Origin of the sequence: Curtobacterium sp. NPDC089185 (genome assembly GCF_040685235.1) — a bacterium.
Classification (GTDB): Bacteria; Actinomycetota; Actinomycetes; order Actinomycetales; family Microbacteriaceae; genus Curtobacterium; species Curtobacterium citri.
In genome coordinates this window covers 242,758-257,525 of sequence record NZ_JBFBHK010000001.1, presented here as the reverse complement: position 1 = coordinate 257,525, position 14,768 = coordinate 242,758, and the positions used below count along the sequence as shown (strand labels likewise).

At 72.1% G+C, this 14,768-nt stretch carries 13 protein-coding genes; 9 read left to right on the top strand and 4 right to left on the bottom strand.

The genetic code is table 11. The annotated features are described in order from the left end of the window. The first annotated feature begins 98 nt into the window (after positions 1 to 98). Positions 99 to 1,040 carry an oxygenase MpaB family protein gene (locus AB0N84_RS01200; protein WP_182046455.1) on the top strand — a complete coding sequence of 314 codons (942 nt, stop codon included), beginning with the start codon at positions 99 to 101 and terminating at the stop codon, positions 1,038 to 1,040. A 59-nt stretch (positions 1,041 to 1,099) separates the two neighbouring features. Here the strand turns inward: AB0N84_RS01200 and AB0N84_RS01195 are convergent, their stop codons facing one another. The 4 genes from AB0N84_RS01195 to AB0N84_RS01180 form a co-directional block, all read right to left on the bottom strand. Next, complete coding sequence (locus tag AB0N84_RS01195) at positions 1,100 to 2,083, bottom strand: aldo/keto reductase (RefSeq protein ID WP_141718821.1); 984 nt, start codon at positions 2,081 to 2,083, stop codon at positions 1,100 to 1,102. 155 nt (positions 2,084 to 2,238) lie between these two features. Continuing rightward, entirely contained in the window at positions 2,239 to 2,805 is a 567-nt protein-coding gene (locus AB0N84_RS01190; protein ID WP_182046454.1) for a TIGR03086 family metal-binding protein, read from the bottom strand. Between the two features lie 510 nt (positions 2,806 to 3,315). Continuing rightward, complete coding sequence (locus AB0N84_RS01185) at positions 3,316 to 3,876, bottom strand: YceI family protein (protein WP_069711585.1); 561 nt, start codon at positions 3,874 to 3,876, stop codon at positions 3,316 to 3,318. Between the two features lie 117 nt (positions 3,877 to 3,993). After that, entirely contained in the window at positions 3,994 to 4,938 is a 945-nt protein-coding gene (locus tag AB0N84_RS01180) for a hypothetical protein (protein ID WP_363543208.1), read from the bottom strand. Between the two features lie 469 nt (positions 4,939 to 5,407). On the opposite strand from AB0N84_RS01180, the gene AB0N84_RS01175 reads away from it, so the two are divergent. From AB0N84_RS01175 to AB0N84_RS01140, 8 genes are all read left to right on the top strand, one after another. Beyond that, complete coding sequence (locus AB0N84_RS01175; RefSeq protein WP_363543205.1) at positions 5,408 to 6,412, top strand: aldo/keto reductase family protein; 1,005 nt, start codon at positions 5,408 to 5,410, stop codon at positions 6,410 to 6,412. A 244-nt stretch (positions 6,413 to 6,656) separates the two neighbouring features. After that, positions 6,657 to 7,235 (top strand): GtrA family protein, encoded by a 579-nt coding sequence (locus AB0N84_RS01170; RefSeq protein ID WP_083263721.1) that lies wholly within the window; start codon positions 6,657 to 6,659, stop codon positions 7,233 to 7,235. Then, complete coding sequence (locus tag AB0N84_RS01165) at positions 7,232 to 8,728, top strand: glycosyltransferase family 2 protein (RefSeq protein ID WP_363543202.1); 1,497 nt, start codon at positions 7,232 to 7,234, stop codon at positions 8,726 to 8,728. The genes AB0N84_RS01170 and AB0N84_RS01165 overlap by 4 nt, the downstream gene beginning before the upstream one ends. Further along, positions 8,725 to 10,713, top strand: coding sequence for a glycosyltransferase family 39 protein (locus AB0N84_RS01160; RefSeq protein ID WP_363543200.1), 1,989 nt, complete (start codon positions 8,725 to 8,727; stop codon positions 10,711 to 10,713). Before AB0N84_RS01165 ends, AB0N84_RS01160 begins: the two co-directional genes overlap by 4 nt. A 293-nt stretch (positions 10,714 to 11,006) precedes the next feature. Beyond that, positions 11,007 to 11,867: a DUF4397 domain-containing protein gene (locus tag AB0N84_RS01155; RefSeq protein ID WP_069711579.1), complete on the top strand. Its 861-nt coding sequence runs from the start codon at positions 11,007 to 11,009 to the stop codon at positions 11,865 to 11,867. A 130-nt stretch (positions 11,868 to 11,997) separates the two neighbouring features. Further along, on the top strand, positions 11,998 to 13,149 hold the full coding sequence (locus tag AB0N84_RS01150; RefSeq protein ID WP_363543198.1) for a glycosyl hydrolase family 8: 1,152 nt from the start codon (positions 11,998 to 12,000) through the stop codon (positions 13,147 to 13,149). Continuing rightward, complete coding sequence (locus AB0N84_RS01145; protein WP_289457692.1) at positions 13,146 to 13,877, top strand: class F sortase; 732 nt, start codon at positions 13,146 to 13,148, stop codon at positions 13,875 to 13,877. The genes AB0N84_RS01150 and AB0N84_RS01145 overlap by 4 nt, the downstream gene beginning before the upstream one ends. 44 nt (positions 13,878 to 13,921) lie before the next feature. Continuing rightward, positions 13,922 to 14,716, top strand: a complete 795-nt coding sequence (locus AB0N84_RS01140; protein WP_182045694.1) for a polyprenol monophosphomannose synthase — start codon at positions 13,922 to 13,924, stop codon at positions 14,714 to 14,716. The last annotated feature ends 52 nt before the right edge of the window (positions 14,717 to 14,768 follow it).

Here is a 14,768-nt window from a genome sequence, read left to right as displayed (position 1 = left end):
CCGGCCAACCTACCGGCGGGGCCGTGCGCATTGTCAGGGCTCACCGTCAGGGCCCACGGTCAGGGCGCACTGTCAGGGGCACGACGGACGATGGGTGCATGCCCTCCGTGTCCGACGCGTTCCGTTCCCGCCTCAACGACACCTTCACCAACGGCGCGACCGAGCGTCCCGCCTGGATCGACGAGCTCGAACAGGGCTCCGACGCCGGCTTCTTCGGCCCCGGGTCCGCCACCTGGGCCGTGCACGGCGGCAACCACACCGTGCTCGCCGGGGTCCGGGCGCTGCTCGTGCAGGCCCTCCACCCCGGGGCGCTCGCGGGCGTCGCCGACCACTCCCGCTACCGCGAGGACCCGTTCGGCCGGCTTGCGGGCACCATCCGCTGGATCTACACGGTGTCGCACGGCGACACGCAGCAGGCCACGCACGCCAGCCAGTGGGTGCGGAAGCTCCACGAGCGCGTCGTCGGCGAGTACGTCGACGGGCACGGGGTGACCCGGCCCTACGCCGCGAACGACCCGGACCTCGCGCGCTGGGTGCACCTCGCCTTCACCGACGCCTTCCTGCGGAGCGCACAGCTCTGGGGCGCCCCGATCCCCGGCGGCGCCGACGCGTACGTCCGTGAGTGGGCCGTCGCCGGGCGGCTGATGGGCGTCGACGACGCGCCGGAGTCCGACGCCGAGCTCCGCGCGCAGATGAACGGGTACCTCGACCGCGGGGAGCTCAAGGCCGACGCCCGGACCCACGACGTCGTGCGGTTCATCAAGGACCCGCCGGTCGCCAAGCTGCTGCGGCCCGGGTACCGTGCCCTCTTCGACGGGGCGGTCGCCTCGCTCGACCCGCGCCACCGTTCGATGCTCGGGCTCCGGACGCCGGCCGTCGGGCCGGTGGAGCTGCCGGTCCGCCGGGTCGCGGGCGTGGTGCTCGACGGCATCGGCGCGGTGCTCGGGACCACGCCCGGCACGGAGCGCGCAGCGCTCGTACGCATCGCGCGGCTGCGGGAGCAGTCGGACAGCGGCGCGGACCTGGGCGCGACCGCGTGACGCAACGGGAGGCCCGGTGCCAGCTGGCACCGGGCCTCCCGTTGCGTCACGGCGTGACGTCAGAAACCGGACGGCACCCGCGGCGTGTACGCGGACTCGAGTCGCGACACCTCGTCGTCGGTGAGGTCGATCGCGGTCGCGGCGACCGCGTCGTCGATGTGGTGCTCCTTGGTCGCACCGATGATCGGCGCGGTCACCGCGGGCTTCCCGGCGACCCACGCGAGGGCGATCTGCGCCATGCTCGCGCCCCGCGCCTCGGCGACCTGCTGCACCGCGTCGACGATCGCGCGGTTCGCGTCCTCGTCCTGGCGGTACAGCGTCTTGCCGAACTCGTCGGTGTCCGAGCGGCTGCCCGACCCCTGCGCGTCCCACGGGCGGGTGACCTTGCCGCGGGCGAGCGGGCTCCACGGGATGACGCCGACACCCGTCGCCTGCGCGAACGGGTGCATCTCGCGCTCCTCCTCGCGCTCGAGCAGGTTGTACTGGTCCTGCATGCTGACGAACTTCGTCCAGCCGTGCAGCTCGGCTGCGTGCTGCATCTGCGCGAACTGCCACGTCCACATGCTGCTCGCGCCGATGTAGCGGGCCTTGCCGGCCTTGACGACGTCGTGCAGCGCCTCCATCGTCTCCTCGACCGGCGTGTGCGGGTCGAACCGGTGGATCTGGTACAGGTCGACGTAGTCCGTGCCGAGTCGGGTGAGCGAGGCGTCGATCTCGTGCATGATCGCGGCGCGCGAGAGGCCGGCGCCGTTCGGGCCCGGTCGCATGCGGTTGAAGACCTTCGTGAAGACCTGGACCGCCTCGCGCGGGGCGATCTCCTTGAGGAGCTGCCCCGTGATCTCCTCGCTCGAGCCCGCGGAGTAGACGTTGGCGGTGTCGAACGAGGTGATGCCGGCCTCGTAGGCGCGACGGACGAAGGGTCGGGCGGCGTCGATGTCGACGCTCCACGAGTGGGAGCCCTGGTCGGGGGCGCCGTAGGACATCATGCCGAGGACGATCCGGCTGATCTCGAGGCCCGTCCGCCCGAGGCGCGTGGTCGGCACGGCCGCGGGGCCCGTGCTGGCGTCGGTGCTGGCGCTGGTGGGGGCGTCGGCGCTGGCGCTGGCGCTGGGCTCGGCCGAGCGGGCGGTGTCTGCTGCGGGCGCGTCGGTGTGAGGTGCGTTTCCGCCCGCTGGTGTCGAGCGGGCTTCTTCTGCGGTCATGCGTTCACCTTGGCATCGCGGCCTGTGACGGCGAGCAGGCGGACGAGGAGCGGTGCGTCCGCGTCCACCTCGACCGGGGCCGCGTAGAGCCCGGTCGCCGCGAGGTCCTCGATCTGCGGTTCGAAGTACTCCCACACGGCGCGGACGAGCTCGTCCGGCAGGGTCTCGTCCGTGCCGGTCGCGCGGGCGAGGTCCCAGGTGTGGATGGTGATGTCGCTCGTCTGCTCGGTGAGGTACTGGTCGGCGCGGACGACGTCCGTACTCAGGTGCACGGGGGTGTCAGCGGGCGCATTCCGCCAGGCGTCGGAGGCTGCCGCCGCGAACTTCGCCCACTCGCCGGGGAGATCGGGGCCGATCGGTTCGAGGTCTGCTTCGGCCTGGGCGTAGTCGCAGCCGGTCAGGAGCTTCGGGATCCACCGCTGCTCGTCGATGACGTGCGTGACGAGGTCGCGGGTCGTCCACTCCGAGTCAGGAGTGGGGGCATCCCAGTCGGTCACGGCGACGATCCGGCGGCCGAACTCCTCGGCGGCGAGCGACTGCAGTGCGATCCAGTCGGTGGCCATGGTGGTGCTCCTCTTCGTCGGGACGGGTGCCGGGTGCAACTGCCCTCGCGGACGGGCGATTCCCGCACCCGCGCTCGGGCTGGACGACACGCTACGCCCGCTCGGGGACATGAAGGGGCCGGGCTGGCGGTGGTGGGAAGGGCGTTCCGGCGTTCCAGCGCTTGCCCGGAGCGCGAGCGGAGCGGACTCCGGGCGAGCGGGCGGGCGGTTCGTGCCGCCTCCGCGCGGGTCAGAGCGCGGGATCCGCCCGCTCGGCGTGGGGAAGCGTTCCCGCTCGGGCCGGGCGTCCGCGCTCTCGACGAGCTCCCAGCCGTGTTCCCGGCAGCGGGCGGAATCCGTGCAGGGACACACGAGTGAGCTCCGCGGCGGAACCCGTGGAACGCCGAACGGCCCGGCTCCGTGGGGGAGGAGCCGGGCCGTTCGCCGGGTACTGCAGAGCGTTCGTTCGGTGTCCTGCAGTCGATGCAGCGCTGGAGCGCCGCTCGACCGGGGTTCGAGCTACTCGGTGGTTCAGGCCGCCTGGAGGACGAACTGCACGTCGAGGTTGATGGTCACGTCGTTGCCGAGCGTGAAGCCACCGGCCTCGAGCGCCGCGTTCCAGTTCACGCCGAACTCGGTGCGGTCGATCTTCGTCGTCGCCTCGGCGCCGAGCTTGACCTGGCCGTAGCCGTCGGTGGTGACGCCGCCGAACTCGGTCTTCAGGGTGACGTTCTTGGTGACGCCACGGAGCGAGAGCTCGCCGTCGATGAGCATGTCGTCGCCGTCCTCGCGGATGCCGGTCGACTTGAAGGTCATCTGCGGGTGCTCCTCGGTGAGGAAGAAGTCACCGGTGGCGAGGTGCTGGTCGCGCTGCGCCTGGTTCGTGTTGATGCTCGCGACGTCGATCGAGGCCTCGAGGGAGGTGTCGAGGGGGTTCTCGGCCGTGACGAGGGTCGCGTCGAAGCGCTCGAAGGAGCCCTTGACCTTGCTGATGGCGAGGTGGCGGACCGAGAAGGTGACCTCGGAGTGGGTCGGGTCGATCTTCCAGGTGCCGGTCTGGTAGCCGGGGATGGCGGAGGCGTTGAGCGTCATGGTGACTCCTTACGAGGCGGTGGTCTGCGGTTCCCGAGCAGGCGGCAATTACATGCGCCTGCATCGATCAGATCGTACCCCATTCTGCACCTGTTTGGTTGAAGCGTCAACCAAAGTTCACCAGATCGTCTGGAGGGGCCGTCTGTGGCGGGTGTCGTGCCTCCCGTCCCTTCCCGACGTCAGGAGTCGAAGGACGCGTTCGGCGAACCGGTCGGCTGCGTGACGGACGTCGTCGGACGTCGCGCGGACGAGCCACCAGTCGGCGTCCTTGAGGTCCTCGCCACGGGTCAGGTCCTTCCGGAACGTGCGTGGGTCCGTGCGGTGGAGATCGCTCTCGTACTCGATGGCGACGCGGGCGGAGGGGTAGGCGAGGTCCACGCACGCGACCCAGCGCCCGTCGACGACGACGTCGTGGTTCAGCGCCGGTTGCGGGAGTCCGCGACGGACGAGCGACAGGCGCAGCCGCGTCTCGCCGGGACTCCTCGATCCCGGGCGGATCTCCGAGAGGGCAGCCCGTGCCCGCCGGATGCCCCGAGCGCCGCGGTGCCGACGGACCGCGGCGGTCAGCTCGTCCGGCGTGCACCAGTTGAGCCAGCCGACGAGTGCGTCACCGGCCACGATGAGTTCGTCGACCGAGAGCACCCGCGCGAGCATGACGAAGGTGTTCGCGGGATCGACGATGCGCGTCGTGCCGGAGAGCACGACCGACGCCCGGCCGCGCTGGCTCCGGTGCCCGACCGTCCCGCGGACGCGGATGGCCTGGTCCGTGCCGATCGTCGTGACGTGGATGCGCCGGTCGCGTTCGAGGCGTCGTGGCAGCGGGATCCCGAGCAGGTGGGCTGCCGTCGTGTGACTGAACGCCTGGTCCGGTCGGAGGCGGGGTGCGACGGCCAGAGCACGCTCCACGTGGCCGACCGGAGGGGTCCAGCACCGGGTGCCGTGGAAGGGGCGGATCAAGCGCCGCGAACGGAGGCGAGCGGCGGAGACGCCGCGCTGGAGTGCCTCACGGACGCGGAAGGGGCGTCCGCGGAGCGGGGCGGGGAAGCCTGCTGCGAAGTCCATGGAGACACGGTGCCGGAACCGGGATCGTCGGTGGTGGGTGTCGGCCGCTGCTGTGGAGGGCGATCGGTCGGGGCGCTGTGTGCAGGAACCGGTCGGCCGGTCGGAGCGCCGTGGAACGGCTGGAGGCGGGGTGCGGGTGGGGATGGTGCGAGGGGGGGGGCTTGCCGAGCGGGCGGAACGTGCTCGGCTCGGCGGACGGGAGGCGCCGGTCCAGCCCGCTCGCGCGTCTGGAGAGCGGGCTCCGGGCCCGCCCGCGGTCGTGCTCCGCGAGCGGGCGGGCGGAACGAGACGGGGCCGGAAGGCGCGGCGCACGCGATCCGCCCGCTCGCCGCCCGGACAGGGGTGCCTGCGCGCCCACCACGCCCCCTCGGAACCCATCCCGCATCTCAGACCCACCCCCCACCCCGCACCCCACCCAGGTACTCCCACGCCCCCTCACCCCGCCCCGCGCAGGACTAGCGTCGGACCCATGGAATTCAGGTACCTGGGCAACTCCGGACTCAAGATCTCCGAGATCACCTACGGCAACTGGCTGACGCACGGCTCGCAGGTCGAGAACGACGTCGCCACCCAGTGCGTGCGGGCAGCGCTCGAGGCCGGCATCACCACGTTCGACACCGCCGACACGTACGCCAACACCGCGGCCGAGACCGTCCTCGGCGAGGCGCTCAAGGCCGAGCGCCGCCAGTCGCTCGAGATCTTCACGAAGGTCTACTGGCCGACCGGGCCGAAGGGCCACAACGACGTCGGCCTCAGCCGGAAGCACATCATGGAGTCGATCGACGGGTCGCTCGAGCGGCTGCAGACCGACTACGTCGACCTCTACCAGGCGCACCGCTACGACCACGAGACGCCCCTCGAGGAGACGATGCAGGCCTTCGCCGACGTCGTCCGGCAGGGCAAGGCCCTGTACATCGGCGTCAGCGAGTGGAACGCCGAGCAGATCCGCGCGGGTGCCGCCCTCGCGAAGGAGCTCGGCTTCCAGCTCATCTCGAACCAGCCGCAGTACTCGATGCTGTGGCGCGTCATCGAGGGCGAGGTCGTCCCCGCCTCGAAGCAGCTCGGCCTCAGCCAGATCGTCTGGTCGCCGATCGCGCAGGGTGTCCTCACCGGCAAGTACAAGCCGGGCCAGCCGGCACCCGAGGGTTCGCGCGCCACGGACGAGAAGGGCGGCGCGGACATGATCAAGCGGTTCATGCGCGACGAGGTCCTCGAGGCCGTCCAGCGCCTGCAGCCCGTCGCCGACCAGGCCGGCCTGACGCTCGCACAGCTCGCGATCGCGTGGACGCTGCAGAACCCGAACGTGGCCTCCGCGATCGTCGGCGCCTCGCGTCCCGAGCAGGTCACGGACAACGTCAAGGCCGCGGGCGTGACGCTCGACGCCGACGCGCTCGCCGCGATCGACGACGCGCTGGGGGACATCCCCGAGCGCGACGCCAGCAAGACGGCGAGCCCGGAGCGGCGTCCCGCGTAGCACGCGACCCCCAGGCGGACGGGAGGCGCGGTGCCAGCTGGCACCGCGCCTGCCGTCCGTCGTCGGTCCGTCCGAACTCGAACCCAAGCCGACCGTCCGGACGGACGGTCCAGTCCGCCGCTGACCAGCCGAAACCCTGACGGGTCGTTCACAGGTGAACGGCACGTGTCGCGGGCCTGGCAGCCTCCTGGCAGACCCTGTACCCCGACCAAACCGTCTCCCCACGTGCCCCCGAAGAGGGGGCATGACCCGAACCGACACCCCCGTTCTGGTGCCCCCCGGCACAGGCTCGGTGCCGACCCCCGTCGCGTCGTCCGCCCACCCAGCGGCGACCGGCACCCTCACGGCACCCGCCGTGCGGCCGGCCCTCGTCCCGCGGCTCCTCGCCACGGCGAAGCAACTCGCCTCCTTCGGCACCATCGGTGCCGTCTGCTTCCTCATCGACCTCGGCGTCTACAACCTGCTGCGCGCGACCGTCCTGCCCGACGGTCCGATCGCCGCCAAGATCGTCTCCGCCGTCGTCGCGACCGCGATCGCCTGGCTCGCCAACCGGTCCATCACGTTCCGCTCCCAGCGGCAGACCGGTCGGCGCGAGACCCTCCGCGAGGGGCTCCTCTTCGCGGCCACGAACGTCATCGGCCTCGGCATCGCCGCGGCCTGCCTGTTCGTCTCGCACTACGTCCTCGGTTTCACCTCCACCCTCGCCGACAACGTCGCCGGCAACGGGGTGGGTCTCGTCCTCGGCACCGTCTTCCGGTTCGCCGCGTACAAGGCCCTCGTCTTCCGTTCCACCGACGCTCACGCGAAGGAGCACGCCGCATGACCATCTCCGCCACGCTGCTGACGGCCGCCGGGCCGCTGCTGCAGCCGAACGAGGGGACGGGCCCGTCCGGGAACGTCCCGAACCGGGGCACCACGGACGTCCCGACGGGAGGCTCGGGGCAGGCACCGCACGTCGCCTGGTCGCTGGGCGAGTGGATCGGCTACTCCGCGCTCAGCGCCATCTCCGTGCTGCTCACCGTGATCGCACTGACGACGCTGTGGTGGATGCTGCACGCCTGGCGCTCGCGCGACGCCCTCAAGTCGACGAGCTTCAGCCAGACGCCGCGTCCGGCCGCCCACCGCTTCACGCTCCTCGTGCCCGGTCGGCACGAGCAGGACGTGATGGGCGAGACGCTCGACATGCTCGCGCGCCAGGACCACCCGGACTACGAGATCATCGCGATCGTCGGTGAGGACGACCCGGAGACCGACGCCGTCGTGCGCGCCGCCGCGGCCCGTCACCCCGAGCTGATCAAGGTCGTGGTGGACGACACCGCGCCGAAGAACAAGCCGAAGGCGATGAACCTCGCGCTGCAGTACGCGACGGGCGACATCGTGGGCGTGTTCGACGCCGAGGACGAGGTCTACCCGAAGCTGCTGTCGCTCGTCGACTCCCGCTTCCAAGAGACCGACGCCGACGTCGTGCAGGGCGGCGTGCAGCTCATGAACTTCAAGTCGAGCTGGTGGTCGCTGCGCAACGTGCTCGAGTACTACTTCTGGTTCCGTTCGCGCCTGCACTTCCACGCCGGGTCGAAGTTCATCCCGCTGGGCGGCAACACCGTCTTCGTGACGAAGGAGCGGCTCGAGTGGTCGGACGGCTGGGACGCGCACTGCCTCGCCGAGGACTGCGAGCTCGGTGTCCGGCTCTCCGCCGACGGCGCGAAGGTCGTCGTGGCGTACAGCCCCGAGGCGGTCACCCGTGAGGAGACCCCGCCCACGTTCGCGTCCCTGCTCAAGCAGCGGACCCGCTGGAACCAGGGCTTCCTGCAGGTGCTCGGCAAGGGGGAGTGGAAGAAGCTGCCCTCGTTCCGCCAGCGCTTCTTCGCCCGCTACATGCTGACGATGCCCTTCATCCAGGCCGCGACCGGTCTGCTGATCCCGCTCAGCGTCCTGATGATCCTGTTCGTCAAGGTGCCGACCCCGGTCGCCCTCATCTCGTTCATCCCGGTGGCGCCGACGCTCATGCTCCTCGCCGTCGAGGTCGTCGGGCTCAACGAGTTCGGCCGCATCTACAAGGAGAAGGTCCGCATCCGCGACTACGTGAAGCTCGTCCTCGGCCTGGTGCCGTACCAGGTGTTCCTCGCCGCAGCGGCCGTCCGTGCCGTCGTCCGCCACGTCAAGGGGCAGAACGGCTGGGAGAAGACCGAGCACACCGGGCAGCACCGCACGGCCTCCGCGACGCCCGAGGTCGTCGGCTTCGCGAACGCCGTCACCACCGACACCGACACGCAGCAGCGTGAGCTCGCCGGTTCGTCCGCAGGAGGTGCCCGATGACCGCCAGCATCACCCACACCACCGGGATCCCGGTCCGTGGCGCGGAGTCGTTCTCCGGCGTCCGCGGCTGGTTCCGCGTCCACGCAGCGAGCCTCGGCTGGCTGCTCCCCGTGCTCGCCGTCACGGTGATGGTGCAGCTCTGGAACATGTCCGGTACGCCGCAGCGCATCGACGACGAGGGCACGTACACCGCCCAGGCGTGGGCGATCACGAACCTCGGCGAGATCACCCACTACACGTACTGGTACGACCACCCGCCGCTCGGGTGGATCCAGATCGCGGCCTACACCTCGGTGACGGGGGCGTTCGCCCGCTACCCGTTCGCCGTCGAGGCCGCACGCGAGGCGATGGTCTTCTTCGCCGCGGTGTCGAGCATCCTGCTGTTCGTACTCGCCCGTCGACTGGGCGCGGGCCGTGCGACCGCGGCGGCCGCTGGTCTCGTGTTCGCCCTCTCGCCGCTGGCCCTGCAGTACCACCGCACGGTCTACATCGACAACGTCGCGACGCCGTGGCTCCTCGCCGCCTTCGTCCTCGTCCTGAGCCGGCGCCAGCAGCTCGCCGGGTTCGCCGGTGCGGCCGCGTGCCTCGGCATCGCGGTGCTCTCGAAGGAGACCTACCTGCTCGCGCTGCCGTTCCTGATCTGGATCGCGGTGCGTCGGGCCGACAAGAGCACCCGTCGCTACACACTGAGCGTCGCCGGTGCCGTCCTCACCGTCATCGGCGGTGGCTACCTGCTGCTAGCCGCGGTCAAGGGCGAGCTCCTGCCGGGCGCCGGCCGGGTCAGCCTGCTCGAGGGCATCACGTACCAGCTCGGTTCCCGCACCGCGTCGGGGTCGATCTTCGACGGCGGGAGCCTCGCGAACCAGGCCGCCGCGCAGTGGTGGGCGCTCGACCCGGTGTTCATCGTCCTCGGGTCGGTCGCCGCGGTCGTCGGGCTCTTCCTGCGCCGGGTCCGCCCGATCGCCGCGATGCTCGTGTTCCTGCTCGCGATGATGTTCCGCCCGAACGGGTACCTCCCGGTGCCGTACGTGATCATGCTCGTGCCGTTCGCGGCACTGCTCGTCGCGTACACCGCCGAGCGTGCGGTCCTCGCGCTCGTCGGCCGGACGCGCTCGAACGCCCGGACCCGCGTCCGCGGTGCCGCTCGACGCGGCCTCGGGGCCACGTGGGCCGTCGTCACCGCAGCGGCCGTCGTCGTGGCGGTGCCGCTCTGGGGCACGCAGCTGCGCGGGTTCCTCCTCGGCAACCTCGACCTGCCGATGCAGCAGGCGGAGACGTGGGTCGGCGACAACGTCCCGAAGTCCTCGCGGCTCCTCGTGGACGACGCCATGTGGGTCGACCTGGTCCGTGACGGGTACAACCGGAACAACGTGATCTGGTACTACAAGCTGGACACCGACGCCGCCGTCCAGCGCCAGTCGCCGAACGGGTGGAAGGACTCGGACTACGTCATCACGACGGACTCGATGCGCACCGGCGGGAACTCCTCGCGGGACGTGTCGCTGGCCATCCAGAACTCGACGAGCGTCGCGACCTTCGGCACCGGCGACCAGCAGGTCGACGTCCGCCGCATCCACGCCGAGGGGGAGGCCGCCGCGAACGAGGCGATCACCACCGCGACGAACGGGCGGAAGACGATCGGCACCGAGCTCGCTGCCAACCCGGCCCTCGACGCGGACGCCGGCACGAAGTCGCAGTTCCGCGCCGGCCAGGTCGACTCGCGGGCGGTGCTCGCCCTCGGGCAGGTGCTCGCCGACCAGTCCGTCGAGGTGTCCCGCTTCACGCCGCTCACCGGCGAGACCGGTCAGCCCTTCCGTCGCCTGGTGCTCCAGGCCGGCGACCGGGCGGAAGCCGAGCGGGCGGCGGCCACGTTCCGGGCCATGAGCGGCGGACTCCGCCCGGCCGACGTCGAGCGGGACGGGGAGCGCGTCGTCGTGACGTACGCGCCGACCGACCCCACGACGACACCGACGAGCGCGTCCTGACCCGACCCGCCCGCCGCGAGCGGGCGGAACCGGAAGGCGCGGGGCGCGACCCCGCACCGGTTCCGCCCGTTCACCGGGCCGATCCGGGTCCGTCCCCGGCTCCACCGTCACGAGCGGGCGGAACGGGAGGCGCGGGGCGCGATCCCGCACCGGTTCCGCCCGCTCGACGGGTGGGCCCGACCGGCAGCCCCAGTACGACCAGGACCGACGCCGGCAGCGCCGGCAGCCCCACCACGACCAGCCCCACCACGACCAGCACCAGCCAGCAGCACCCGACCCGAAGGAGCACCACGATGAACGCACGCACCTCCGCACGCAGCACGACGGGCACCGCCGCCCGCCGCACCGTCCGCCGCCCGGTCGTCGTCGGCGGGATCGCCGCAGCGCTCGTCGCCGCGACCGTCGGCCTCGCCACCCCGCAGACCGCCACGGCAGCCACCGCGGGTGACGAGGGCTGGCTCCGCGTCGGCCACCTCTCCCCGGACACGAAGGGCGTCGACGTCGAGCTGACCAGCCTGTCCGGCGGCAAGAAGGTCTTCGAGCTCGACGACGTCACCTACGGCCAGGTCAGCCCGTACCAGGAGCTCCCGGTCGGCACCTACGTCCTGTCGATGCGCGCCGCCGACGCCCCCGACTCCACTCCGGTCATCTCGACCGACGTGACGGTCCAGCAGGGCGACGCGAACACGGTCGTCGCCTACGGCAAGAACGACGACCTCAAGACCACGGCGTTCACCGACGACCTGCAGCAGCCCGGCGACGGCAAGGCCAAGCTCCGCCTCGTGCAGGCGGCGACCACCGCGAAGGAGGTCGACGTGAGCACCTCCGAGGGCACCGCCATCGCCGAGGACGCCGCCTTCGGCACCGCGACGAAGTACGCCACCGTCGACGCCGGCAAGTGGCAGCTCGACGTCTCGGGCAGCGGCCAGCGCGGCACGGCCGACGTCGACCTCGCGGGCAACACCGTCTCGACGCTGTTCGTCCTCGACGACAGCAAGGGCGACCTGACGGTCGTGCCCGTCACCGACGCGGCCGCCACCGCGGCCACCCCGGCCGGTGGCGTCCAGACCGGCGGTGGCGGCGCAGCCGCCGACCGCCCCTTCACCGAGTTCACGCACGCGGTCGTCAAGGCGTTCCGCTCGCTGTTCCACTGACGGGCGGGCCGCTGCCGGTCACGCGACCAGCAGCGGCCGTCCGGGAGGCGCGGTTCACCGCCGCCGATCCGCGCACGTGCTCCGCGCCTCCCGTCCGACCTCCCCGACCACCCAGGAAGGTGCAGCCGGTATGACCCGCAGGACCTGGATCCCCATCACCGCCGCGGCGGCGCTCGTCGTCGCGGTCGGTGTCGCACTCGTCGCCGTGCGTCCGTGGACCGACGCCGCCCCGCAGGCCGGCGGGACGTCGAGCGCCACCTCGTCGCCCGCGCCCGACGTCGACCGCAGCGCGGCGCAGCTCCGCACGGACTTCCTCGACGACTACGTGCAGGGCGGCCGCGTCGTCCGCACGGACCAGGGCGGTGACACCGTCAGCGAGGGGCAGGCGTACGGCCTGCTCATCGCCTACGCGAACGACGACCGCGAGACCTTCGACCGGATCTGGTCGTGGACGCAGCGGCACCTCCTCACGGACGACGGGCTGCTCGCGTGGCGCTGGACGCCGGACGACGGCGTCGCCGACGAGCAGTCCGCGAGCGACGCCGACCTCGACGCCGCGCGTGCCCTCGTGCTCGCGGGGGAGCACTGGGGGGACGAGCGCCTGACCACCGCCGGCACGACGATGGCGGCCGCGATCCTCGACCACGAGACCGCGCAGACCGACCTCGGCACGATCCTGCTGCCCGGCCCCTGGGCCGACACCGAGCCGTACCGGTACAACGCCTCGTACGCGTCGCCGGCGGCCTTCCGCATCCTCGAGCGCGCGACCGGGGACCGTCGCTGGACGGCGCTCGAGGAGGGTTCCACCGCCGCGACCGCAGCGGTCCTGAAGGGCAGCGACCTGCCGAGCGACTGGTCGCAGGTGCACGCCGACGGCACCGTGGACGCAATGCCCGCGACCGGCGACCAGGGGAGCGTCGTCTACGGCTGGGAGGCCATGCGGCTGCCGCTGCGGTACGCCGAGGCGTGCTCGGCGGACGACCGTGCCCTCGCCGGGTCGATCGCACCGACGCTCCGGCGGACCACGCAGCTCGCGGCACAGCTCGACCTCGGCGGCACCGCCGTCACCGGTGACACGAGCGGCCTGGCCTACGCGGCCCGGGCGGCGGCGGAGCACGCGGCCGGGTCGACGTCGGCCGCGACGGCGGACCTCCGACGGATGGACCGCACCGCGGCGACCACGCCGACGTACTACGGCGACGCCTGGGCGGCGCTCGGCGCGACGATGCTGACCTCGGACGTCCTCGGCGGATGCGCGACGGACGCGGGAGGCGCCTCGTGAGCGGGCGTCGTGCGGCGACCCCGTCGCCGCGCGGCACCCGCCGACCCGGAACCCGCCGGCTCGGACGCCGCGGCGTGGTGCTGGCCGGGGTCGTCGCCGCGGTGCTCGTCGGCGGCGGGATCGCCGGCGTGGCCGTGGCGACCACCGGCACCGGCCCCGCGGAGGCCCCGGTCGCCCGCAGCAGCGCCTCGGCGTCCACCGACCCGGGCGCGGCCGCGAACGGGTCCGGGACGGACGACACCTCCGGCTTCCAGGACCCGGCCGCCCCGGCAGCGCGGTCGACCGCGACGCCGGTGCGTGTCGAGATCCCGGCGATCGGGGTGTCGTCCGGACTGGAGGACCTCGGTCGCGGTGCCGCCGGCGAACTCGACCCGCCGAAGGACTGGGACAGCGCGGGCTGGTTCGCCGACGGCATCGTGCCCGGGCAGGTCGGTCCCGCCGTCATCGCCGGTCACGTCGACAGCCCGACGAGCGCCGCGGTGTTCTTCCGTCTCGACGAGCTCGTCGCCGGCGACCAGATCCACGTCGGCATGTCCGACGGCACCACCCGCACCTTCACCGTCGAGCGTTCCGAGCGCGCCGCCAAGTCGGCGTTCCCCACGAGCGACGTCTACGGCAGTGCCCCCACCCCGCAACTCCGCCTCATCACGTGCGACGGCACGTTCGACACCGCGACCGGGCACTACACGGACAACCTGATCGTGTTCGCAGACCTCACGGCCGGCTGAGCACCGGTCCGCTGGCACACTTGACCCGACCCGCAAGGAGCACCATGAGCACGTCCCTGGTCATCATCCCGACCTACGACGAGGCGGAGAACGTCCGCCCGATCGTCGCCCGCACCCTGGCCGCCACCGACGACAGCGTGCACGTGCTCGTCGTCGACGACAACTCGCCGGACGGCACCGGCGACATCGCGGACGAGATCGCGGCCAGCACCGACCGCGTCCACGTCCTGCACCGCACCGTCAAGGACGGGCTCGGCGGGGCGTACCTCTCCGGCTTCGCGTGGGGCCTCGAGCACGGGTACGACAAGCTCGTCGAGATGGACGCCGACGGCTCGCACCACCCGGAGTACCTGCCGTGGATGCTCGAGCTCGCCGACTCGAACGACCTCGTGCTCGGCTCGCGGTGGATCCCGGGCGGCGAGGTCGAGAACTGGCCGTGGTTCCGCGAGCTGCTCTCCCGCGGTGGCAACCTCTACACCCGCCTGGCGCTCGGCATCGCGGTGCGCGACGCGACCGGTGGGTTCCGCGTCTTCACGTCGCGGGCCTTCGAGCGCATCGACCTCGCCGGTGTCGCGTCGAAGGGCTACTGCTTCCAGGTCGACCTGTGCTGGCGCGCCCTCGAGGCGGGTCTGCGCGTCGTCGAGACCCCGATCACGTTCACGGAGCGCGAGTTCGGCGTCTCGAAGATGAGCGGCAACATCGTGCGCGAGAGCCTGACGCTCGTGACGAAGTGGGGGATCGACCGTCGACTGCGCGAGCTGCGGTCGGTCGTGAAGGACCACCGCCGGCTGCCCTCGGTGCGGACGAACGCGCACGCGGTCGCCGACCGGACCGCCTGACGCCGACCCCCTCAGGACGCCGAGACCCCCGTGGACGTGTCCACGGGGGTCT